General features: G+C 39.4%; 17 protein-coding genes and 2 pseudogenes. 7 read left to right on the forward strand and 12 right to left on the reverse strand.

The genetic code is table 11. The annotated features are described in order from the left end of the window. The first annotated feature begins 181 nt into the window (after positions 1–181). Positions 182–1,356, forward strand: a pseudogene (locus tag P4S65_RS13890) (putative manganese transporter). A gap of 69 nt (positions 1,357–1,425) precedes the next feature. Here the strand turns inward: P4S65_RS13890 and P4S65_RS13895 are convergent. The 7 genes from P4S65_RS13895 to seqA all read right to left on the reverse strand — a co-directional run bounded on the left by P4S65_RS13895 (position 1,426) and on the right by seqA (position 9,407). Continuing rightward, positions 1,426–1,785 (reverse strand): DUF805 domain-containing protein, encoded by a 360-nt coding sequence (locus P4S65_RS13895; RefSeq protein ID WP_033014910.1) that lies wholly within the window; start codon positions 1,783–1,785, stop codon positions 1,426–1,428. Between the two features lie 152 nt (positions 1,786–1,937). Next, the gene (locus tag P4S65_RS13900) at positions 1,938–3,524 is read right to left on the reverse strand and encodes a dihydrolipoyllysine-residue acetyltransferase (protein ID WP_337120404.1); all 1,587 of its coding nucleotides are present in this window, start codon (positions 3,522–3,524) and stop codon (positions 1,938–1,940) included. Positions 3,525–3,532: 8 nt separating this feature from the next. Then, positions 3,533–4,510 (reverse strand): alpha-ketoacid dehydrogenase subunit beta, encoded by a 978-nt coding sequence (locus tag P4S65_RS13905; RefSeq protein ID WP_096793176.1) that lies wholly within the window; start codon positions 4,508–4,510, stop codon positions 3,533–3,535. Then, on the reverse strand, positions 4,510–5,724 hold the full coding sequence (locus P4S65_RS13910) for a thiamine pyrophosphate-dependent dehydrogenase E1 component subunit alpha (RefSeq protein WP_096793177.1): 1,215 nt from the start codon (positions 5,722–5,724) through the stop codon (positions 4,510–4,512). The genes P4S65_RS13905 and P4S65_RS13910 overlap by 1 nt, the downstream gene beginning before the upstream one ends. A gap of 265 nt (positions 5,725–5,989) precedes the next feature. Next, entirely contained in the window at positions 5,990–7,042 is a 1,053-nt protein-coding gene (gene astE / locus P4S65_RS13915) for a succinylglutamate desuccinylase (RefSeq protein WP_337120405.1), read from the reverse strand. A 121-nt stretch (positions 7,043–7,163) separates the two neighbouring features. Further along, on the reverse strand, positions 7,164–8,801 hold the full coding sequence (pgm, locus tag P4S65_RS13920) for a phosphoglucomutase (alpha-D-glucose-1,6-bisphosphate-dependent) (protein ID WP_337120406.1): 1,638 nt from the start codon (positions 8,799–8,801) through the stop codon (positions 7,164–7,166). A gap of 9 nt (positions 8,802–8,810) precedes the next feature. Next, positions 8,811–9,407 carry a replication initiation negative regulator SeqA gene (gene seqA / locus P4S65_RS13925; RefSeq protein ID WP_337120407.1) on the reverse strand — a complete coding sequence of 199 codons (597 nt, stop codon included), beginning with the start codon at positions 9,405–9,407 and terminating at the stop codon, positions 8,811–8,813. Between the two features lie 220 nt (positions 9,408–9,627). Here seqA and P4S65_RS13930 point away from each other — a divergent pair, with 220 nt between their 5' ends. From P4S65_RS13930 to fur, 5 genes are all read left to right on the forward strand, one after another. Continuing rightward, positions 9,628–10,395: an alpha/beta fold hydrolase gene (locus P4S65_RS13930; protein ID WP_008133719.1), complete on the forward strand. Its 768-nt coding sequence runs from the start codon at positions 9,628–9,630 to the stop codon at positions 10,393–10,395. 95 nt (positions 10,396–10,490) lie between these two features. Continuing rightward, positions 10,491–10,712: a DUF2788 domain-containing protein gene (locus tag P4S65_RS13935; protein WP_002962930.1), complete on the forward strand. Its 222-nt coding sequence runs from the start codon at positions 10,491–10,493 to the stop codon at positions 10,710–10,712. A 2-nt stretch (positions 10,713–10,714) separates the two neighbouring features. Continuing rightward, on the forward strand, positions 10,715–10,993 hold the full coding sequence (gene ybfE / locus P4S65_RS13940; protein WP_002962928.1) for a LexA regulated protein: 279 nt from the start codon (positions 10,715–10,717) through the stop codon (positions 10,991–10,993). 14 nt (positions 10,994–11,007) lie between these two features. Further along, positions 11,008–11,535 (forward strand): flavodoxin FldA, encoded by a 528-nt coding sequence (gene fldA, locus P4S65_RS13945; protein ID WP_007375757.1) that lies wholly within the window; start codon positions 11,008–11,010, stop codon positions 11,533–11,535. Positions 11,536–11,721: 186 nt separating this feature from the next. Further along, positions 11,722–12,165, forward strand: coding sequence for a ferric iron uptake transcriptional regulator (gene fur / locus P4S65_RS13950; protein WP_002962922.1), 444 nt, complete (start codon positions 11,722–11,724; stop codon positions 12,163–12,165). A gap of 271 nt (positions 12,166–12,436) precedes the next feature. On the opposite strand, the gene glnS is transcribed toward fur, so the two are convergent. Further along, complete coding sequence (gene glnS / locus P4S65_RS13955; RefSeq protein ID WP_337120408.1) at positions 12,437–14,095, reverse strand: glutamine--tRNA ligase; 1,659 nt, start codon at positions 14,093–14,095, stop codon at positions 12,437–12,439. A gap of 217 nt (positions 14,096–14,312) precedes the next feature. Here glnS and P4S65_RS13960 point away from each other — a divergent pair. Further along, positions 14,313–15,382, forward strand: a pseudogene (locus P4S65_RS13960) (DUF3083 family protein). Between the two features lie 58 nt (positions 15,383–15,440). Here P4S65_RS13960 and sucD read toward each other — a convergent pair. The 4 genes from sucD to sucA form a co-directional block, all read right to left on the reverse strand. After that, positions 15,441–16,313, reverse strand: a complete 873-nt coding sequence (gene sucD, locus P4S65_RS13965; protein WP_002961811.1) for a succinate--CoA ligase subunit alpha — start codon at positions 16,311–16,313, stop codon at positions 15,441–15,443. Then, a complete protein-coding gene (sucC, locus tag P4S65_RS13970) occupies positions 16,313–17,479 on the reverse strand; it encodes an ADP-forming succinate--CoA ligase subunit beta (protein WP_007375754.1) in 1,167 nt (388 codons plus the stop codon). The genes sucD and sucC overlap by 1 nt, the downstream gene beginning before the upstream one ends. Positions 17,480–17,654: 175 nt before the next feature. After that, positions 17,655–19,172 (reverse strand): 2-oxoglutarate dehydrogenase complex dihydrolipoyllysine-residue succinyltransferase, encoded by a 1,518-nt coding sequence (gene odhB, locus P4S65_RS13975; protein WP_007375753.1) that lies wholly within the window; start codon positions 19,170–19,172, stop codon positions 17,655–17,657. A 3-nt stretch (positions 19,173–19,175) separates the two neighbouring features. After that, positions 19,176–21,995 carry a 2-oxoglutarate dehydrogenase E1 component gene (gene sucA / locus P4S65_RS13980; protein ID WP_337120409.1) on the reverse strand — a complete coding sequence of 940 codons (2,820 nt, stop codon included), beginning with the start codon at positions 21,993–21,995 and terminating at the stop codon, positions 19,176–19,178. Positions 21,996–22,051 lie beyond the last annotated feature (56 nt).

Raw genomic sequence — 22,051 nt, forward strand, 5'->3', positions numbered from 1 at the left:
AGGTAGCCTATTGTGGTTATAACCCACAAGTAGGTGATATTGACACATAAATGGATACGCACATTGTTTTATTTTAATCGGAAATTCAAACAAGCATTCGATTTAATTAATGCAAATGATATTGATTATCGTTTAATTAAAATATACAGTGTGACTTAGATAATTTATTAGGTCGCATTGTATGATTCTACTCTCTCACTTTGGTTTAATAACTCCCGCGTCAAGACAGTTTATAGGCCAAAACAAACGTTTATTGCTACCTTTATTTATATTGGTTTGCTTAGCATTACCTACCTTACGTGAAATTACTGTGACTGCATTAAGCGATGCTTTTTTTCAAGTGAGTGTGTTTGTTGCTGCTACCCTTTTGATTTATTACTACGCTATAGAGCATTTACCTCAACTAGAGCTGAGTTATTTAAGTGCTAAGTCGCCTATTTTAGAAATTAGTTTTGCTGCTGTTTTAGGTGCATTACCTGGCTGTGGTGGCGCTATTATAGTTGTTACGCAGTTTACTAAAGGTCAAGCGAGCTTTGGCTCTATTGTTGCTGTGCTAACAGCAACGATGGGCGATGCTGCTTTTTTGCTACTTGCCACACGCCCTACTGAAGGTTTAATTATTATGGGGATAGGATTAACCGTCGGTATAGTAAGTGGATTACTTGTTAATACAATTCACAGTAAAGATTTTTTACGCCCAACAGCGCAAGAACAAAAACATCAAATTAAAATTTTACCCACTAATATTATTAAAATTAGTAAACCTGTGTGGATGATAACAATTGTACCTAGCTTAATGATTGCTTTCTTAATTGCATTTAATGTCGACTTCACAAAATTTGGCACAAATATAGATACTATGATCAGTTTTTTGGTGCCGCAATGGCACTCTTTGTTGTCAGTATTTGGGCATTTTCGTCAAAGGGTGAAAGTTATCAAGAAGTGACCTCAGAAGATGTTACGTGCAATCCTCCTTCTAAAATAATTAAAGTATTACAAGACACACACTTTGTAACTGCATGGGTAGTAGCCTCTTTTATGTTATTTGAAATTTTAGTCAATATTGCAGGACTGAACTTAAAAACGTGGTTTGTACATTACGCCTATTTAGCACCGCTTATTGCAGTTGTTATTGGGTTTTTACCTGGCTGTGGCCCGCAAATAATTGTCACTACATTGTATATTCAAGGCATTATTCCCTTTAGTGCTTTAGCAGGAAACGCGATTTCTAACGATGGTGATGCGTTATTTCCAGCAATAGCAATGGCTCCTAGAGCTGCAGTGATAGCTACGCTTTATACATCTATTCCTGCTTTACTTGTAGGCTATGGACTCTATTTTTTAGTTGATATCTAAAGATATACTGTAAATTATAAACACAAAAAAGCTCAGCAATTGCTGAGCTTTTTGCTAAAATATAGTAACTTACTCTGCTGCTACAAAACCTTCTTTAGGGTTTTGGCCAAAATCGTTTTCACCTTCGTGAGAATCTTGTGCTAAAAAGATGATTATAACTATCCAACCAATAATAGGTACTAACCAAAGTAGCTGCCACCAACCAGAGCGGCCAGTATCATGAAGGCGACGAGCACCGGCGCTTAATTGAGGAATTAATAGTGCAAGGCTATAAATAGTGCCAATAAGAGCTATACCAAGTACTTCATCAACTACTGATAATGCTAAAGCGATTAAAAAGTTAATCAAATAAAACATCCAAAAAGCTTTGCGGCGATTACGACCTGAAAAATCTGCGTAGCTACGCAACGCATCCATATAATATTCCATAATAATATTCCTTAATGTTATTTTTTATATTCCCTAATGGGCTTGATTTCAATTACTTTTTAGTAACAATTGTATCTTAATTAAAAACAGTTCATATTAAAACAAAAACCAGCTTAAAGCTGGTTTTTTATTACACACTAACAATTGAGTTATTAACTCATAGCCATCATCATTACCGATGGATTTTCTAAGTACGATTTCCATAGGTTATTAAAACGAGCAATAGTCCCGCCATCAATAACGCGATGATCGCCAGACCAACTCACTTGCATAATAGCTTTACTCACAACTTGCCCACTTTCGTTAAAACGTGGTAGATGCTGTAGTTTACCAAGCGCAACAATAGCCACTTCTGGTTTATTAATGATAGGAGTTGCGATAGTGCCGCCAATTGCACCAATATTAGAGATGCTAATCGTCCCACCTTTTAAATCATCCGGTGCAACACGCCCTTCTCGCGCTGAATGAGTTAAGCGAGTTAAATCATTTGCCACATCTACAATGCTTTTACTCTGACACGATTTGATATTAGGGACTAACAAGCCAATTTTTGAATCAACCGCTATACCAATATTGTGATCGTTATAATAGGTAAGCTCTGAGCAATCATCATTCACTTTTGAATTCAGTACAGGGTACTCTTTCATTGCTAGCGAGAGTGCTTTTACAAAAAATGGCATCATGGTGAGCTTTACGCCTTGTGCTTTGTACTGCTCTTTTAAAGAGCTGCGCAAAGCGATTAGCTGTGTTAAGTCGATTTCATCACTAAACGTAAAGTGCGGAATAATTGAAACCGATGCCACCATTTGCTTGGCCATGGCCGCTTTAATGCCTTTAATTTGCTCTACTCGTACGCCACCGCTTTGATTCTGCGTTTGGTTTTGCACTGCACTTTGAGAAGCATCGCTATTAAGCGGTGAAGTATCAATAGTATTTGGCACTTCGCCTTTTACAAACTCTTCAATATCTTGCTTGTAAATTCGACCATTTTTACCACTACCTGGTACACACGTTAAATCAACATCAAGTTCACGTGCTTTACGGCGAACCGCAGGCGACGCCACCGCTTTTTGATTGATAACTTTTACAGCTTGCTCTGTTTTAACAGTGGCAACTTTTTCAGCGACAGCATTAGTTTGAGCCTTTACGACCGCTTGGTTTATATCAACACTTGGCTTTACTGCACTGCCTGCAATTGTCATTTGAAACAACGGGCTATGTACTTTTGCTATTTCACCTTTTTGGTAATATAACTTTTGCACTGTGCCTGTATATTTTGCCGGAATTTGTACTAATGCTTTGTCGGTCATTACGTCACAAACCGCTTGGTCTTCTTCTATTTCATCGCCTTCTGCGACTAGCCAATCAACAATCTCACATTCGACAATACCTTCACCAATATCTGGTAGTATAAAGTCCTCAACTACATCAGATGCATTGTTATAAGTTTGATTTTCAGCTTGTACTAGCTCTTCTACTACTTCATTACTCGTACTATCACCAGTTACATCCATAGCAAATAAAGGGGCATGTACTTTAGCAATTTCACCTTTTTGATAATATAGCTTTGTAATAACACCATCATGCACTGCCGGAATTTGTACTAATGCTTTGTCTGTCATCACATCACAAATTGGCTGATCCTCAGATACGGTATCGCCTTCTTGAACTAGCCACTCAACAACTTCGCATTCAACAATGCCTTCACCAATATCGGGTAATATAAAATCTTTAGCCATGGTAACCCCTAAAAATCCATTGATTGTTTAATTGCAGCCAACACTTTTAGTGCGTCCGGTACATATTCTTTTTCAAGTGCCAACGGGTATGGTGTATCTAAGCCACATACACGTAAAATTGGCGACTCTAAATGCAAGAAACACGCTTGTTGTATTGTTGCTGCTATCTCGGCACCAAAGCCATTAGTTATGGGCGCTTCATGGCTCACGATTAAACGGCCGGTTTTAATAACCGATTTAGCAATCGTTTCAACATCCCATGGTAAAATACTACGAAGATCTATTACTTCACAGCTTATACCTTGCTCGCTTGCTTGCTGTGCTGCCTCTTCAATAATCTCCATTTGAGCACCCCACGCTAAAAGCGTAATATCGGTACCCTCTTGTACTACTTCAGCCGTGCCTAATTCAATACTATAATCTTCTTCAGGCACTTCGCCTGTTGATGCACGGTATAAACGCTTAGGCTCAAAAAATATGACCGGGTTATCATCTTTAATTGCAGCACGTAATAAACCTTTAGCCTGATAAGGGTTACGCGGTACAACCACTTTTAAGCCCGGTGTATGCGCAAAATAAGCTTCGGGTGATTGCGAGTGATATAAGCCGCCTGCAATACCACCGCCATAAGGCGTACGAATAGTTAAGTTACCCACATTAAATTCATTACCACTACGGTAACGAAATTTAGCAGCTTCATTTACTATTTGATCGAACGCTGGAAAAATATAATCAGCAAATTGAATTTCTGCCAATGCAGGTGCACCAAATGCCGCTAAACCATTAGCAAAGCCTAAAATACCTTGCTCGGTTAGAGGCGTATTAAAAACACGATGCTTACCGTACTTTTCTTGCAAGCCTGATGTTGCTCTAAATACACCACCGAAGTAACCAACATCTTCGCCAAAAATACAGGCTTGAGGGTGTTCGTTCATCGTAATATCCAGGGCAGAGTTAATTGCGTGAAGCATGTTCATTTTAGCCATTACTTAATTCTCCCTGCGGTTACTGGGTAAGCATCTGGATGCTGCTTTATATGTTCTTTTAATTGTTCGTACTGGCGTTGCAATAAGGGAATAGGTGTATCGTAAACGTCTGAGACCAATTCTTCTAAAGCAGGCTTGGCAACAACTTCAGCACGCTTTAGCGCTGCTAAAATTTCTTCACGAATCGACTCTTTTGCTTTTATGTCGTCTTCTTCGTTTAACCAGTCTTGCTTGACCAGCCATTTTCTAAATTTATCAATAGGACACGTTTGATGATTCGCTTCTTCATCTTTAGAGCGATAACCACTTGGATCGTCTGATGTAGAGTGCGCGCCTAATCGATAAGCAATTGATTCAATAAGTACAGGTTCACCTTGTGTTGAGGCTATTTCCCGTGCTTTTTTGGTCGCTGCATACACTGCAAGTGCATCTGTGCCATCAACACGAATTGTTTTAATACCATAACCAACACCACGCGAGGCGATACCATCGCCTTTAAACTGCTCATCAGCAGGGGTTGATATTGCATAGCCGTTATTACGTGCAAAAAATATAACCGGCGCTCTGTGAACAGCGGCCATATTTAAACCGGCATGAAAGTCACCTTCTGATGCAGCACCTTCGCCAAAGTAACAAATAGTCACATTATCAATTGTGCTGGCAAGCTCGCCTGTTTTAGCGTCGATGTGCTTTATTTTTTGGCCATATGCATAACCCGTTGCTTGTGGTATTTGCGTACCCAATGGCGATGAAATCGTCATGTAGTTTAGCGCTTTAGAGCCATAATGGATTGGCATTTGGCGACCTTTGCCTAAATCCAATTCATTTGAAAACATTTGGTTCATAAATTGATCAAGTGTAAAACCACGGTAATGCAATGCAGCTTGTTCACGATATTGCGCCATGATCATATCGTCTTGATCAAGTGCAGCAGCAGAGGCTGTAACTGCGGCTTCTTCGCCTAGGCATTGCATATAAAAACTAACACGGCCTTGGCGCTGCGCGCCTTGCATACGTTCATCTAACAAACGTATAAAACGCATTGTTTCATATAACTTAATAGCGGTATGTTTTGAAATGTCAGGTGCGGTTGCACTAGGATGAATGTCGCCGTCCTCAGTTAAAATACTAAGGGTTGGAATATTAAGTGCTTGGCCATCAATAAATTCAAGCGCGTGGTTAATATTCAGCGATACGTTATTTGGATTACTCATAACCTACCTTCTTTTGTTGTCGGTAAAACAGTGCCCCTTTAAATTATTATTGTGGGTGATTGTTGCTGGTTAAACTTTGCAACATCTGCACTATCTTTAATTAAAGCTGCCAACACTTTACGTTAACGTAAAGTGTTATTCAACAAATCTGGGACGAAACAAAAGCAAATACTGGCTAAATAAGTGGCAAGTTAACGATACTGCTACTTTAATTAATAGTAATCATATAGTTAACTTTAAGTTGCTAGTGGTCTGATGAGTCAAATTAGATGAAATTACTATCAATATCCATTGGAATAACAGTAAGGAGTGCTCTTTGCCCTAATGCTACGCTCGCATTTGGAAAAATAATAGCCTCTCCTTCAACGTCAGCGTAAATCGCTGTATCACCGTCGGTTGCAAGTAGTTCACCTTTCGCAAAGCCAATAAAGTTCTCGGCATCGTCAGAAAAAGGAAAACTAAAATTGTCCTGTGTCCTGTTAATTGTTCTATGCACTGAAAACAACTCAAAGTCTTCTGCATTAAATTTAAGGTATTCAACGTCAGTTTGGCTAATTAATGCAGTCAGTGTTTGCTTTGTTTTTTCAAAACGTGTCATATCGTTTTGCCCAAATGGCTTAACTTGTCCAAGCTCTACTGTAAACGAGTCTGCACCATGTACAAATGACGAATAGTAGCTAAATGTTGTTGCAGGTGATTTCATCATTAATACGGTATTTACACCACAGCTTAACAAAAATTGTAGCTGTGATTTTTTCCACGGTTTTCCGTGTAAATATGGATACACGGCAAACTTTTCATTCTTTGATCCACGAATAGCAGTATGTAGATCGTAATGACATCGGCTACTGCCTTGCTCGCCACGGGCATAAAAATCGCTTACGTATTGCTCAAGCTTTGCAGCGCGGTTTCGCTCATTATTCATTGGTACACCTTCAACTGTATGGTGACCATTAAATAATCTATTTAAGTTTTCTTCTACAAAACGCAGGCCAATATTAATTGATTGTGGATTACCGTAAATAAACAAAGCGCGCTGCTTAAGTATCAGCTCGCCTTTTATAATTTGTTTAATGAGCTCATCACAAATTTCAATTGGCGCAGTTTCGTTACCGTGTACAGCGCTTGAATAAACTACATCCTTTGACGTTGTAACAGCAGGTTGAAACTCAATGACTCCGGTATCGTGGATATTTACACGAGTCCCATTATCTAAAACAAACTCACCTGCATCTAAATGCCATTCGTTGTCACGACTAAGCGTTAAAAAATCGCCAGTTTGTTTTAATTCATTTAAGTAAGATGGATTGGCTGACATATAATAAGCCCTTTAAAAATAATGTGAGAGTAGACTCTTATGTATATATTTTTATAAATACACAAGGTATATAAACGAAAACGGCTGAATAAATCAGCCGTTTTAAAATTATTAGATTAAGTTAGCTTATAACTGAATCTACAAGCTTTTTAGCTTCTTTTTCAAGTAACGCTAAATGCGCTTCACCTTTAAATGATTCAAGGTATATTTTATAAATATCTTCAGTACCCGATGGACGCGCTGCAAACCAGCCATTTTCAGTGACCACTTTTAAACCACCAATGGTGGCATCGTTACCTGGTGCATGAGTCAATTTTTGCAAAATAGGCTCGCCAGCAAGTGTATCTGCTTTAACATCAGAAGCACTCAATGCTTTTAAACGTGATTTTTGACCGCTTGTAGCAGGTGCATCTAGGCGTTTATAAATTGGAGAACCAAACTCTTGTTCTAATTCTTTATAAAGTGCTGATGGCGTTTTACCTGTTACTGCGAGTATTTCTGCAGCGAGTAGACCCATAATAAAGCCGTCTTTATCTGTACACCATACAGAGCCATCAAAACGTAAGAATGCAGCACCGGCGCTTTCTTCGCCACCAAACGCAAGCTTGCCTTTACTTAAGCCTTCAACAAACCATTTAAAGCCTACGGGTACTTCTTTAACTTTACGGCTGTTACGAGCGGCTACTTTGTCGATCATAGAGCTAGAAACCAATGTTTTACCAATTTCTACGGCTTCATTCCAATCACGGTGTTTAAGTAAGTAGTCGATTGCCACTGCTAAAAAGTGGTTTGGATTCATTAAACCATCTGGCGTTACAATACCGTGGCGATCGTAGTCAGGGTCGTTACCAATAGACACATCAAAATCATCTTTTAATGCAATAAGGTTCGCCATTGAATAAGGTGATGAACAATCCATACGAATTTTGCCGTCTTTATCAAGTGGCATAAAAGCAAAACGTGGATCAACAACATCATTAACTACGGTTAAATCTAAATTATATTTTTTAGCAATAACAGGCCAAAAATTAATACCTGAACCACCTAGTGGATCGATACCAATTTTAATACCTGCATCGCTAATTGCTTTTAAATTAACGATATTTGCTAAATCATTAATATAAGGAGTCATTAAATCTTCGTAGCGGATAAAGCCAGAACGCGATGCTTTGGCGAATGGGAATAACTCAACTTCAACTAAATCTTCTAATAAAAGTTGATTAGCTCTGTCTTCAATCCATTTAGTTACATCGGTATCAGCAGGTCCGCCATTAGGTGGGTTGTATTTAAAGCCACCATCTTCAGGAGGGTTATGCGACGGGGTAACTACAATACCGTCTGCAAGCTCATTTGGGTGTAGCTTGTTATGACTAACGATGGCATGGCTAATAACGGGTGTTGGTGTAAAATCACCGTCTTCTTGTGTTATAACTTGCACTTCGTTAGCAACGAGTACTTCAATGGCGGAGTTAAATGCGGCCTCACTCAATGCGTGCGTATCTTTACCTAAAAATAACGGACCAAAAATATCATTTTGTTTTCTGTAATCACAAATAGCTTGAGTAATCGCCAAAATGTGTGATTCGTTAAATTTAACATCGTAAGAACACCCACGGTGGCCTGATGTACCAAAAGCAACGCAATGCTCAGGGTTCTGCTCAAGATCTGGTTCATTTAAATAATAGGCAGATACTAATTTTGGAACATTAACCAGTGCCGATTGTGGAGCAGTTTTACCTGCGCCTGAGTGAATAGCCATTATATTTCCTTACAGGTAATCGCGAATTTTTTCAGCTTGCTCTGCACTGTAACCAAGGCAAAGAGCCACTTCATGAAGCATCATTTTTTTACGCGTTGTATTAGAATTCGTCATAACCCAATATTCACTATCAGTTATGTTTTTAGGATTCATGCTACTGCCGCTATTAACTAAGTCTTCTTTGCTGGTAGCAAAGTAAACACGGTCGCGGCCTTTTATATCTAATACAGCCGAAAAGTCAGCTTTATGTGTACGGTAAAATGCACTTAAAATAAACAAAAAACGTCCAACAACGCCCTTTTGCATTGCCAGCTCTTCTTTATTAAGTACATTAAAAACATTATCACTTTTTTGCTGCACAGGTGCGTGAGCTACAGGTGTTTGTTTTTTTGTAGCCTCAGCAGCCGTTGGGTCTGAGCTTTTTAATGTGGCAGTGGACGTAGTCGCAGTTTGATTGTTTTGAGTTAGTTCTACGTTTGCGGTTAGAATTTTTTCGCCGCTCAGATTTAATAAACGACGTAAAATAGTGGATGCACTTTCACCAATACTTTGCGTATTGCTTGCAATATATTGATATAATTCGTCGTCTATGTCGATTTGTTTCATGTTATTCCTGTCATTACGGGTCACATTTCTTTCTCCCGTGTGATTATACCCAAACCAATCAGAAATGCGAGTTACAACAAGCACTCCCGTAAACATATTAATATTTACTTGATTGTTGTTGATTTAACAAACAAAAGCCCAATTGAATAAATAGTCGCTGTATTTTTTGCTTTTTAGAGCAATGCTCGGCAAACTATGGCCAAATTTTCAGGAGGCTAGTATGCAGTTAAATTACAAGCAACAAGGGCAAGGTCCTAACGTTATTTTGATCCACGGGCTTTTTGGATCATTAGAAAACTTAAATGTTATTGCAAAGCCATTAAGTGAACACTTTAATGTTATAAACGTTGATTTGCGTAACCATGGTCTGTCACCTCATAGCGATGAAATGAATTACCCAGCAATGGCACAAGATATTGTTGAGTTATTAGCCCGTTTAAACATAGACAAGGCCCATTTAGTTGGCCACTCTATGGGTGGTAAAGTGGCAATGGAATTAGCGCTTACCCATCCTGAGCTGGTAAATAAATTGGTTGTACTTGATATTGCACCTGTTAGTTACCCCGCTCGCCACACAAAAATACTGCAAGCATTAAAAGCAGTTTCAGCACAATCAATCGACGATCGAAAACAAGCTGATGCAATTATGCAGCCTTTTATCGAAGAGCTTGGAGTTCGACAATTTTTACTTAAAAGCCTCGCTAAAAATGAAGAAGGTCGTTTTGCGTGGCGATTTAACTTAAATGTGCTCAATGAAAAATATTCGACAATCACATCCAATGTTAATGAAAACAATTCTTGTTTATGCGATACTCTTTTCATTAAAGGCAACGATTCTGACTATATTTTGCCCGAACATCGTACTGCAATTACAACACGCTTTAAAAACACCAAGGCTAAAATTATTCATGGAGCAGGTCATTGGCTTCATGCTCAAAAGCCCCTTGCTGTTAATAAAGCGATAAATGACTTTTTAACTGCGATTTAAAGTAATTTTAATCGCGTGTTTTTGATTCTGCGCACTAAATATATCAATATTTATATGCTATAGTACGCGCCGTTTAATTTAAAGGTTATACGTTGATGGTCAGTCAGTTAATTAACGAATTTGATACCCTAGGGTTGTATTTTGGCTTAGCCGGTATTTTCATATTCATCGGCATGGCAATTAAAGACGTACTAAAAAGTGGTAATGTACCAAAGTTCGGACAATACATTGTCTGGGGCGTGCTCTTTTTAGGTTGTTCAGGCTTTATTGCTAAAGGGCTTATTCAAGTATTTTGGCAAGGCGCAGGTGTAGGTTAAGCATGGCGAAGTCAGAAACAGATAGAACTACACTCGATTTATTTGAATACGAAAAACGCCCAGGCAGGCCTAAAACCAATCCCCTTTCACGGGATATGCAGTTAAAGGTAAATAAACGTAATCAAATAAAAAGAGATAAAGCACGTGGTTTAAAACGTGTTGAATTTAAAGTTTCATCACAGTTATATCAAGCATTAAGTGATATGGCAGATGCACAAAATATTAGCCGCAGTGCGCTGATTGAAACGATTTTACAAGAAAGATTGGCTATTGATACATAAAAGGTTTTAAATCCATGGCAAGTGTAGGCATTTTTTTCGGAAGTGACACAGGTAACACAGAACACGTAGCAAAAATGATCCAAAAAGAATTGGGTAAAAAGCTAGTGGCTGTTCATGATATTGCAAAAAGCTCTAAAGAAGAGATAGCTGAATTTGATTTAATCTTATTCGGTATTCCGACTTGGTACTACGGCGAAGCGCAATGTGACTGGGACGACTTTTTCCCTGAGCTTGAGGAAGTGGACTTCGAAGGTAAGCTTGTGGCTATTTTTGGTTGTGGAGACCAAGAAGATTACGCAGAGTACTTTTTAGATGCAATGGGCATGATCAACGATATAGTTACTGAGCGTGGCGCTATTGTTGTGGGCCATTGGCCAAGCGAAAGCTATGACTTTGAAGCGTCTAAAGGCATGGCTGATGAGAAGCACTTTGTAGGCTTGGGTATCGATGAAGACCGTCAACCAGAGCTAACTGAGCAACGTGTTAAAGCATGGTCGGCTCAAGTGTATGAAGAAATGTGTTTAAGTGAATTAGCTGACTAATTTTCTACATATATCGCGAGCTGTTTAAATAACTATCAAACAGTTAGCGATTTAAGCTTTAATAGCAATATAAATCAATTGTTCTTTGCACTTAACGCTTAGGCACGTTATCCTGTTTATTGCTAATGTGTCGTGTACATCTTTGCAAGATGTCTAGTATAACCAAATAAAATTGAGACAGATTTAATGACTGATCATAACTTGGAACTTAAAAAAGCCGGTTTAAAAGTAACTTTACCGCGTATTAAAATATTAGAGATTTTACAATCTCCAGATAACCAACACATCAGTGCTGAAGATGTTTACAAAATTCTTTTGGATCTAGGTGAAGAAATTGGTCTTGCAACTGTATACCGCGTACTTAACCAATTTGATGATGCAGGTATTGTAAGCCGTCATCACTTTGAAGGTGGAAAATCAGTATTTGAACTCTCTGGAAGTACGCACCACGATCATTTAGTATGTTTGAAATGTGGCAAAGTGGTAGAGTTTGAAGATGATATGATTGAACGTCGTCAACTTGAGATTGCTGAAGAAAATGGTATAACACTTACAAACCATTCTTTATATTTATACGGTGAGTGTAATGATAAAGCAGCGTGTAAAGAATTTAGCGACGCTAACAGCTAATACCGCTTTTAAAAGCAATAAAAAACCTGCTAAGCGCAGGTTTTTTTGTGCCTAAAAGACGATAGTAATGAATATACCCAGTAAATCCTGGGGATATTTTAAGTACTATACCAATCCGCAATAATACTTGATCAATTTGAGGGATTAAACCTGACGCTAACTGTGTTAAAAATCTCTGATATAGAACAACTAAATAACGAAATTTTTGCCTTGTTATCGACAAGTTTTTTTACCTCAAAATAGCTCACTTAATTAAACAGATTGGTATTATTTATTGAGTTTTAGACCATGAATCACGAAGACCCACTGTTTGGTTAAATACAACGTTCTCTGATTTAGAATCACGAGAAAAATAACCCGTACGCTCAAACTGAAAGCCCTGCTCTGCTTGAGAATCAGCAAGCGATGGCTCTAATTTAGCGTTTGGCAAAACAACCAATGACTCTGGGTTTAGTGTTGTTTCGAACTCATCAGCAGCTGCTGGGTTTGGTACGCTAAACAAACGGTCGTATAAACGCACTTCTGCAGTGATAGACTCTGGTGCTGAAACCCAGTGAATAACGCCTTTTACTTTACGTCCATCACTTGGGTTTTTACCAAGTGTTTCGCTGTCGTAAGTACAGAAGATAGTTGTGATTTCGCCATTTTCGTCTTTTTCAACACGCTGCGCTTTAATAACATAAGCACCACGTAAGCGTACTTCTTTATCAAGTACTAAACGTTTGAATTTGTTATTTGCTTCTTCTTTGAAGTCTTCACGTTCGATATAAATTTCACGCGTAAACGGTACATCACGACGACCCATTTCTTCTTTATTTGGGTGATTAGCCACAGATAAAATTTCAACCTTGTCTGCATCGTAGTTTTCAATAACGATTTCAACAGGATCGAGTACAGCCATTGCACGTGGTGCATTTTCGTTTAAGTCTTCACGGATACACGCTTCAAGCATGCCCATTTCGACCATATTCTCTTGTTTTGTTACACCAATACGCAAACAAAATTCACGAATTGAACCTGGTGTATAGCCACGACGACGTAAACCTGCAATTGTAGGCATACGTGGGTCGTCCCACCCTTCTACATGGTTATTAACCACTAAATCACTAAGCTTACGCTTAGACATAATTGTATATTCAAGATTTAAACGTGAGAACTCAATTTGCTGCGGGTGACATTCTAAACTGATGTTATCAAGTACCCAGTCGTATAAACGGCGGTTATCTTGAAACTCTAATGTACATAATGAATGTGTAATACCTTCAAGCGCATCAGAAATACAGTGCGTGAAGTCATACATAGGGTAAATGCACCACTTATCAGCTGTTTGATGATGGTGCGCAAAACGCACACGGTAAATAATTGGATCGCGAAGCACCATAAATGAGCTTGCCATATCAATTTTAGCACGCAGAACACATTCACCCTCTTTGAATTCACCAGCACGCATTTTTTCAAATAACGCTAGGTTTTCTTCAACTGACGTGTCTCTATATGGACTGTTTTTACCTGGCTCTTTTAATGTACCACGGTACTGTCGCGCTTCGTCTGCAGTTAAAAAACAAACGTACGCTAAGCCTTTATTTATTAGCTCAACTGCGTAACCATATAAAGTATCAAAATAGTTAGAAGAATACTTTATATCGCCATCCCAATTAAAACCTAACCACTGTACATCCTCTTTAATAGAATTTACGTAGTTAATGTCTTCTTTTTCAGGGTTTGTATCGTCAAAACGTAGGTTACATAAACCGTTGTAGTCTTTTGCGATACCAAAATTTAAGCAAATTGATTTTGCATGACCAATATGTAAAAAACCATTTGGTTCAGGTGGAAAACGTGTATGCGTTGTAGCATGTTTCCCGCTTGCTAAGTCTTCATCAATTCGGGTTCTAATAAAGTTACTTGGGCGATTCTCAATTTCCGCCATAGGAGTGTGATCCTCTAATATTACGTAATAACAAAACTAATGCATTATTACAAAAACATACACTAACATACAGCAATAGATTAAGGTTTATTTTAGATATTGATTAACTTTAATCCACAGGTTCCATTGTTTATGAATAAAATTTGTTTTAACGCAATATTTAAGTCATCAAAACCGATTATAGTAATCGAATAACCTACTTTATAAGGATCCGAAGATGGCTACACTTAATCAACACCGCGTATATATTCCAACAAACGCACGCGCTAATCACTATTTATTGGCTGAAATAACACCTAGTGAAGCGTTTTACAGTAGTTTTACCACTATAGATTGTTGCTACGAGCGCATTGCGCGTCAACTATTTGCATGTTGTGATGAATATGAGCTTCATAATGTACATTTACTTGCCAACGATAAGCTACCGGTTGTACGATTTCATGATGAGTCATACCAGTTAGAAACGGATAAGCAGATGCTGTTTTTTTATAATCCTCGCTATCACGAAGCGCATAAACTTTATTACACACCAAACACGAAAAGTAAAAAAATACGTTTACTTTTTTAGCCACCGGTGAGGACTTACGTGCGAATTCAGCTTTGTTTCACAATAAAGTACAAAAAGTATTGACCCTTTTACAAGAGCAATTATTTCTAAATCAACCTCAATTTAAACTTCGTGATCACCAGCATCTTACTTACGATTTGTTTGCTAAAGACAAAGGCAATAGAGAAAGTTATGGTTATAAGCTAAGAAGCCTCTACCCTCGTTATCAGTCGAGGCAATGCAATATACCGGGTGACTATGCTGAAATGACTTACACGACTTTTACTATTCCAATTTCTCGTGCAATCAAAACACAGTTTCAAACAATGGTAAACGATCAGGATTTTAAAAAGTTTTATGACTACTTTGCTGATAGCTTTAAACGCGCATGTGAAATTAATAAACTAACGCATGGCGCAATGGTTGCCAATGGTGCAATACCAATTATCCGTAACAGTAAAATAGATAAAAATGAAGGCAATGTAGAATTGCAGAAATTAAGTTTTGATGTTGAATCAAATGAAAGTCAGATTAAATATTTTTATGATGAAACTAAACTAGTAGAAACCATCCATTTCGTTGTCGTTGCGACAAACCAAGATAAGCATGAGATTGGGTATGGGCGCTTCATGAACCAAGTAGAAAAAACGGTTCACGCTTTATGTGAAGAGCTTGCTATAAATAAACAACGACAAGATTTGTCTGTGCGCTTCTTTCAGCACATTAGTTATCCATTCTAAATTTAACCCAATAACAAAAAGGCCCGCATAAGCGGGCCTTTTTAGAGGGAACAAGCAATTACCAGCCTGTTTTCTCTTTAAGTGCTTTACCGATTTCAGCAAGTGAACGTACAGTTTTTACGCCCGCAGCTTCTAATGCAGCAAATTTCTCATCAGCAGTACCTTTACCGCCTGCGATGATTGCGCCAGCGTGACCCATACGCTTACCTTCTGGTGCAGTAACACCAGCAATGTAAGATACTACAGGTTTAGTTACGTTAGCTTTGATGTACTCTGCAGCTTCTTCTTCTGCAGTACCACCAATTTCACCAATCATTACGATTGCTTCAGTTTGTGGATCTTTTTCGAACATTTCTAAAACGTCGATAAAGTTAGTACCTGGAATTGGATCACCACCAATACCAACACACGTAGACTGACCAAAACCAGCATCAGTAGTTTGCTTAACCGCTTCGTACGTTAAAGTACCAGAGCGAGAAACAATACCTACTTTACCAGGTTTGTGGATGTGACCAGGCATGATACCAATCTTAGTTTCACCAGGAGTAATAACACCTGGACAGTTAGGACCGATCATGCGAGTACCTGTTTGATCTAGTTTAACTTTAACGTCAACCATATCAAGTGTAGGGATACCTTCAGTGATACAAACAATCAGCTCGATGCCAGCATCGATAGCTTCTAAAATTGCATCTTTACAAAAAGGAGCTGGTACATAGATAACTGAAGCAGTTGCGCCAGTTTCTTGAACAGCATCACGAACTGTGTTGAATACAGGAAGACCAAGGTGCGTTTGACCGCCTTTACCAGGGCTTACACCACCAACCATTTGTGTACCGTACTCAAGCGCTTGCTCAGAGTGGAAAGTACCTTGGCCACCAGTGAAACCTTGACAGATAACTTTTGTATCTTTATTGATTAATACAGACATTATTTGCCCTCCGCAGCAGCAACAACTTTCTCAGCAGCGTCTGTTAGTGATTCAGCAGCGATGATGTTAAGGTCAGACTTAGCTAGAACTTCACGACCTAGTTCAGCATTAGTACCTTCTAAACGTACAACTACAGGTACGTTTACGCCAACTTCTTTAACTGCGCCAATGATGCCTTCAGCAATCATGTCACAACGAACGATACCGCCAAAGATGTTAACTAAAACAGCTTTAACATTGTCGTCAGAAAGAATGATTTTGAATGCTTCAGAAACACGTTCTTTAGTCGCGCCGCCGCCAACATCTAGGAAGTTAGCCGGTTTGCCGCCGTGTAGGTTTACGATGTCCATAGTACCCATTGCTAGGCCTGCACCGTTAACCATACAACCAACATTGCCATCTAGAGCAACGTAGTTAAGCTCGAAGCTTGCTGCGTGTGCTTCACGTGCATCTTCTTGAGATGGATCGTGGAACTCACGGATTTTAGGTTGACGGTAAAGTGCATTACCATCAATACCGATTTTTCCGTCAAGACAGTGAAGGTTACCTTCGTCTGTAATTACTAACGGGTTGATTTCAAGTAGTGCGAAATCAAAATCAGTAAACATTTTACCAAGACCCATAAAGATCTTAACAAACTGCTTCATTTGTACTGGGTTAAGACCCAATTTGAAGCCTAGTTCACGTGCTTGGTAAGCTTGAGGACCTACTAACGGGTCGATTTCAGCTTTGTGGATAAGCTCTGGTGTTTCTTCTGCAACAGTTTCAATTTCAACGCCGCCTTCAGTAGACGCCATGAAAACTACTTTGCGAGATGCACGGTCAACTACTGCACCTAGGTACAATTCGTTAGCAATGTCAGTACAGCTTTCAACTAAAATTTTAGCTACTGGCTGGCCTTTCTCGTCTGTTTGGTAAGTAACTAGGTTTTTACCCAACCAGTTAGCTGCAAACGCTTTTACTTCGTCGATAGTTTTTACTAGCTTTACACCGCCAGCTTTACCACGTCCACCTGCGTGAACCTGAGTTTTAACAACCCACATATCACCGCCGATTTTTTCAGCAGCTGCTGCAGCTTCTTCAGGTGTATCGCAAGCGAAACCTTGAGAAACTGGTAAACCATATTCGGCAAAAAGTTGTTTTGCCTGATACTCATGCAAATTCATGATGCTTTATCCAATTTTTTATACTAAAAGAGCTGAATATTTTTGAAAATAAACAACTATCCCAAATTGCGCACCTAGTATAGATCCCAAGGCTTAACATGAAAACCCCAGTACGACCAAAGGCGCAAAAAAAGCTGTGAATGTTCATTCACAGCTTACATTTCATACAACTAGATTAAACATCTAGCAATAAGCGTGTTGGATCTTCAAGTAACTCTTTAATAGTTACTAAGAAACCAACAGATTCTTTACCATCAATGATGCGATGATCATAAGAAAGCGCTAAATACATCATAGGTAGTATTTCAACTTTACCATTTACAGCCATTGGACGGTCTTGAATTTTATGCATACCCAAGATTGAAGACTGTGGCAAGTTAATGATAGGTGTAGATAGTAATGAACCAAATACGCCACCATTAGTGATAGTGAAATTACCGCCGGTCATATCTGCAAGCGTTAGCTTACCATCACGACCTTTAAGTGCTAATTCACGAATACCCTTTTCGATTTCAGCAACAGATAGTTTGTCACAATCTTTAAGTACCGGAGTAACTAGTCCACGTGGAGTAGATACTGCAATGCTGATATCAAAATAGTTATGGTAAACAATATCGTCACCATCAATTGATGCATTAACATCAGGGAAGCGTTTAAGTGCTTCAGTTACCGCTTTCACGTAGAAAGACATGAAACCTAAACGAATACCATGGCGCTTTTCAAATACTTCTTGGTACTGCTTACGAAGGCTCATGATTGGTTCCATGTTCACTTCGTTGAATGTTGTTAACATTGCAGTTGAGTTTTTAGCTTCAAGAAGGCGTGTAGCAATCGTTTTACGTAAACGAGTCATAGGAACACGTTTTTGAGTGCGGTCGCCCATCGGTGCTGCAGGAGCTGAAGCTTCTGCTTTTTTAGCCGCTGGTGCTGGTGCTTTTAAGAATGTATCAACGTCTTCTTTAGTTACACGGCCATTTTTACCCGTGCCGTTAATTTTAGAAGCGTCTAGGCCTTTCTCAGCAATTAAACGACGAACTGATGGTGTTAACACATCAGAGCTTTCGCTTGAATCTGCTGCTGGCGCTGCGTCTGCTTTTGCAGCTGGAGCCGCTGGTGCACCGCCTGCTTTAACCGAACCAATTACTTGCTCGCCTAGTACAGTATCGCCTTCGTTGTGAATGATATCACCCATGATGCCATCTTCTTGAGCTACTACTTCAAGAACAACTTTATCTGTTTCAATATCTACCAAGTTTTGGTCGCGTGTTACTGCGTCACCTGGTTGTACATGCCATGTAGCAATTGTTGCGTCTGCAACTGATTCTGGAAGTACAGGTACTTTAATGTCCACTTCTTTACCTTCTGGTGCTGGTGCTGATTGCGCCGCTGGCGCGTCTTCTGATTTAGCGGGTGCTGATTCTTCTTTAGATGAACCTTCACTTGCTGGCGCTGCATCAGCATCACCAAGTAAACCCATAACTTGATCGCCAAGTACGGTTGCACCTTCTTCTTGTGATATTTCTGTAATTACACCGTCATGCTGTGCAACAACTTCTAAAACCACTTTATCTGTTTCAATGTCTACTAAGTTTTGATCGCGAGTTACTTTGTCGCCAACACTTACATGCCATGTAGCAACGGTAGCATCTGCAACCGACTCAGGAAGAACAGGAACTTTAATTTCTGTGCTCATTGCTTATCCTTTATTTTCTATAGTAAGCGCGTCGGCAACGAGCGCTTGTTGTTCTTTAGTATGTACTGACATGTAACCACACGCTGGTGATGCAGACGCTTTACGCCCTGCATATTTTAATTTAGCACCTTGTGGGATTGCATCAATAAAGTGATGTTGTGAACAGTACCATGCACCTTGGTTTTGTGGCTCTTCTTGACACCATACAAAATCAGTTACGTGTTGGTAACGCTCCATAATTGTTTGCATTTCGTCGTGTGGGAACGGGTATAACTGTTCAACACGTACAATGGCTACATTATCAAGCTCAAGTTTACGACGCTCTTGTAGTAATTCGTAATAAACTTTACCACTACAAAATACAACACGTTCTACTTTCTCAGGGTTAATATCATCAACTTCGTCGATCATATTATGGAAAACACCGTGCGAAAGCTCTTCAAGCGATGAAGTAGCAAGAGGGTGACGCAGTAACGACTTAGGCGTCATAACAATCAGTGGACGACGAAGTGGTCGAACTGATTGACGACGAAGCATAGCGTAAACTTGTGCCGGAGTAGACGGAACACATACTTGCATGTTGTGATCAGCACATAGTTGTAGAAAACGCTCTAAGCGTGCTGAACTATGCTCTGGACCTTGACCTTCGTAGCCATGTGGTAACAAAATTGTCAGACCACATAAACGGCCCCACTTTTGCTCACCAGAACTTAAAAATTGGTCAAATACAACTTGTGCACCGTTGGCAAAGTCACCAAATTGCGCTTCCCAAAGTACTAATGACGTAGGCTCAGCTGTTGCATAACCATATTCAAAAGCAACGACAGCTTCTTCAGATAAAACAGAGTCAAATACTTGGAAAGTACCTTGATCTTCACTTAAGTGCTGTAGAGGTGTATAAGTAGCACCATCTGATTGACTGTGAACAACAGCATGACGATGAAAGAATGTTCCACGACCTGAATCTTGGCCCGTCAAACGGATGTCAGTACCTTCAGTTGCAATTGTTGCATAAGCAAGTGTTTCTGCCATACCCCAATCAAGAGGCTTCTCACCAGAAGCCATTAACTTACGATCATCGTAAATCTTTTTAACGCGTGACTGTGCTTTATATTGCTCAGGATAAGAAGCAATTTTCTCACCAAGTGCCTTAAGCTCTTCAACAGGTACGCTGGCATCGTAATCAACATCCCATTCATGGCCAACATACTTTGCCCAATCTGAAGAATGTGATGTCTCTGGCTGAATTTCTGAAACAACACAATTTCCTTCATCTAATGCGTTACGATACTCATCGGCTAAGGCTTTTATTTCTTGTTCAGAAAAAGAACCTTCAGCAATAAGTTGATCGGCATAGATTAAACGTGGAACTGGATGCTTTTTAATTTTTTGGTACATTAAAGGCTGCGTAGCATTAGGCTCATCAGCTTCGTTGTGACCATGGCGACGATAACACACTAAATCGATTACTACGTCACGCTTAAACTGGTTTCTGAAATCAAGCGCAAGTTGAGTAACAAATGCAACTGCTTCAGGGTCATCAGAATTAACGTGGAAGATAGGTGACTGAACCATTTTAGCAATGTCAGTACAGTAATCAGTAGAGCGTACGTCGTCTTGTTTTGATGTAGTAAAACCAACTTGGTTATTTACAACAATACGAATACTACCACCACAACTAAACGCGTTAGTTTGTGATAAGTTAAACGTTTCTTGTACAACACCTTGACCTGTAACCGCAGAATCACCATGAATTGTGATTGGTAGCGCTTTAATACCAGAGCTATCACCTAAGCGATCTAAACGAGCACGGACTGAGCCCATAACTACTGGATTTACAATTTCAAGATGAGACGGGTTAAACGCAAGCGCCATATGAACATTGCCACCTTTAGTAGCAAAGTCAGATGAATAACCCATGTGGTATTTAACATCACCAGAACTTAATGTTTCTTTGTGTTTACCAGCAAACTCATCAAACAACTCTGATGGGTTTTTACCTAGTACGTTCACAAGCACATTTAAACGACCACGGTGAGCCATACCTATAACAGCTTCTTGTTGGCCGCTTTCACCAGCGCGGTGAATAAGCTCTTTTAACATTGGAACTAATGCATCGCCACCTTCAAGTGAGAAACGCTTAGCACCTGGGAACTTAGCCCCTAAATATTTTTCAAGACCATCAGCTGCCGTTAATCCTTTTAGGATACGCAGCTTTTCTTCTTTTTCGAATTTAGGCCTAGACTGAACAGATTCTAAACGCTGTTGTAACCAACGTTTTTCTTCTGTCGATGTGATGTGCATATACTCGGCGCCAATCGAACCACAATATGTAGTTTTTAGTGCTTGGTATAGTTCACCTAAAGGCATAGTATCGCGGCCAACGGCAAACGATCCTACATTAAATTCGCGGTCAAAATCAGCTGCTGATAAGTCGTGGTAATCTAGCTCTAAATCTCGTACACGTTCTCGTTCCCAAATACCTAATGGATCTAGGTTTGCATTTTGGTGTCCACGAAAACGGAAAGCATTAATAAGTTGTAGAACTTTAACCTGTTTAAGGTCACCGCCACTACCCTCTGCTACCACTACTTCTCTATGCTTGTTTTTGGCAAGCTGTGCAAACTGCGCTCGAACTTCTGAATGTTTTACTTCAACATCCACACCATCAACTTTAGGTAATTGTTCGAACACTTCTCGCCATTCTTCTGGCACAGAAGTCGCATCGTCTAAATACGCTTCATAAAGCTCTTCTACATAAGCAACGTTACCGCCGTTTAAATGTGAAGATTCTAGCCATGCCTTCATCACACCTTCGTGCATTTATAAGCCCTTTTCTTTAGCGCAGAAATTAATAGTTATCATAACAAGATGGCTAA

Source organism: Pseudoalteromonas sp. B131b, assembly GCF_037162545.1.
GTDB lineage: Bacteria > Pseudomonadota > Gammaproteobacteria > Enterobacterales > Alteromonadaceae > Pseudoalteromonas > Pseudoalteromonas fuliginea.

Coding starts and splice junctions, on each gene's coding strand:
- P4S65_RS13895 (WP_033014910.1), bottom strand. CDS start 1,785: ATGGAATATTATATGGATGCGTTGCGTAGCTACGCAGATTTTTCAGGT.
- P4S65_RS13900 (WP_337120404.1), bottom strand. CDS start 3,524: ATGGCTAAAGATTTTATATTACCCGATATTGGTGAAGGCATTGTTGAA.
- P4S65_RS13905 (WP_096793176.1), bottom strand. CDS start 4,510: ATGGCTAAAATGAACATGCTTCACGCAATTAACTCTGCCCTGGATATT.
- P4S65_RS13910 (WP_096793177.1), bottom strand. CDS start 5,724: ATGAGTAATCCAAATAACGTATCGCTGAATATTAACCACGCGCTTGAA.
- astE (WP_337120405.1), bottom strand. CDS start 7,042: ATGTCAGCCAATCCATCTTACTTAAATGAATTAAAACAAACTGGCGAT.
- pgm (WP_337120406.1), bottom strand. CDS start 8,801: ATGGCTATTCACTCAGGCGCAGGTAAAACTGCTCCACAATCGGCACTG.
- seqA (WP_337120407.1), bottom strand. CDS start 9,407: ATGAAACAAATCGACATAGACGACGAATTATATCAATATATTGCAAGC.
- P4S65_RS13930 (WP_008133719.1), top strand. CDS start 9,628: ATGCAGTTAAATTACAAGCAACAAGGGCAAGGTCCTAACGTTATTTTG.
- P4S65_RS13935 (WP_002962930.1), top strand. CDS start 10,491: ATGGTCAGTCAGTTAATTAACGAATTTGATACCCTAGGGTTGTATTTT.
- ybfE (WP_002962928.1), top strand. CDS start 10,715: ATGGCGAAGTCAGAAACAGATAGAACTACACTCGATTTATTTGAATAC.
- fldA (WP_007375757.1), top strand. CDS start 11,008: ATGGCAAGTGTAGGCATTTTTTTCGGAAGTGACACAGGTAACACAGAA.
- fur (WP_002962922.1), top strand. CDS start 11,722: ATGACTGATCATAACTTGGAACTTAAAAAAGCCGGTTTAAAAGTAACT.
- glnS (WP_337120408.1), bottom strand. CDS start 14,095: ATGGCGGAAATTGAGAATCGCCCAAGTAACTTTATTAGAACCCGAATT.
- sucD (WP_002961811.1), bottom strand. CDS start 16,313: ATGTCTGTATTAATCAATAAAGATACAAAAGTTATCTGTCAAGGTTTC.
- sucC (WP_007375754.1), bottom strand. CDS start 17,479: ATGAATTTGCATGAGTATCAGGCAAAACAACTTTTTGCCGAATATGGT.
- odhB (WP_007375753.1), bottom strand. CDS start 19,172: ATGAGCACAGAAATTAAAGTTCCTGTTCTTCCTGAGTCGGTTGCAGAT.
- sucA (WP_337120409.1), bottom strand. CDS start 21,995: ATGCACGAAGGTGTGATGAAGGCATGGCTAGAATCTTCACATTTAAAC.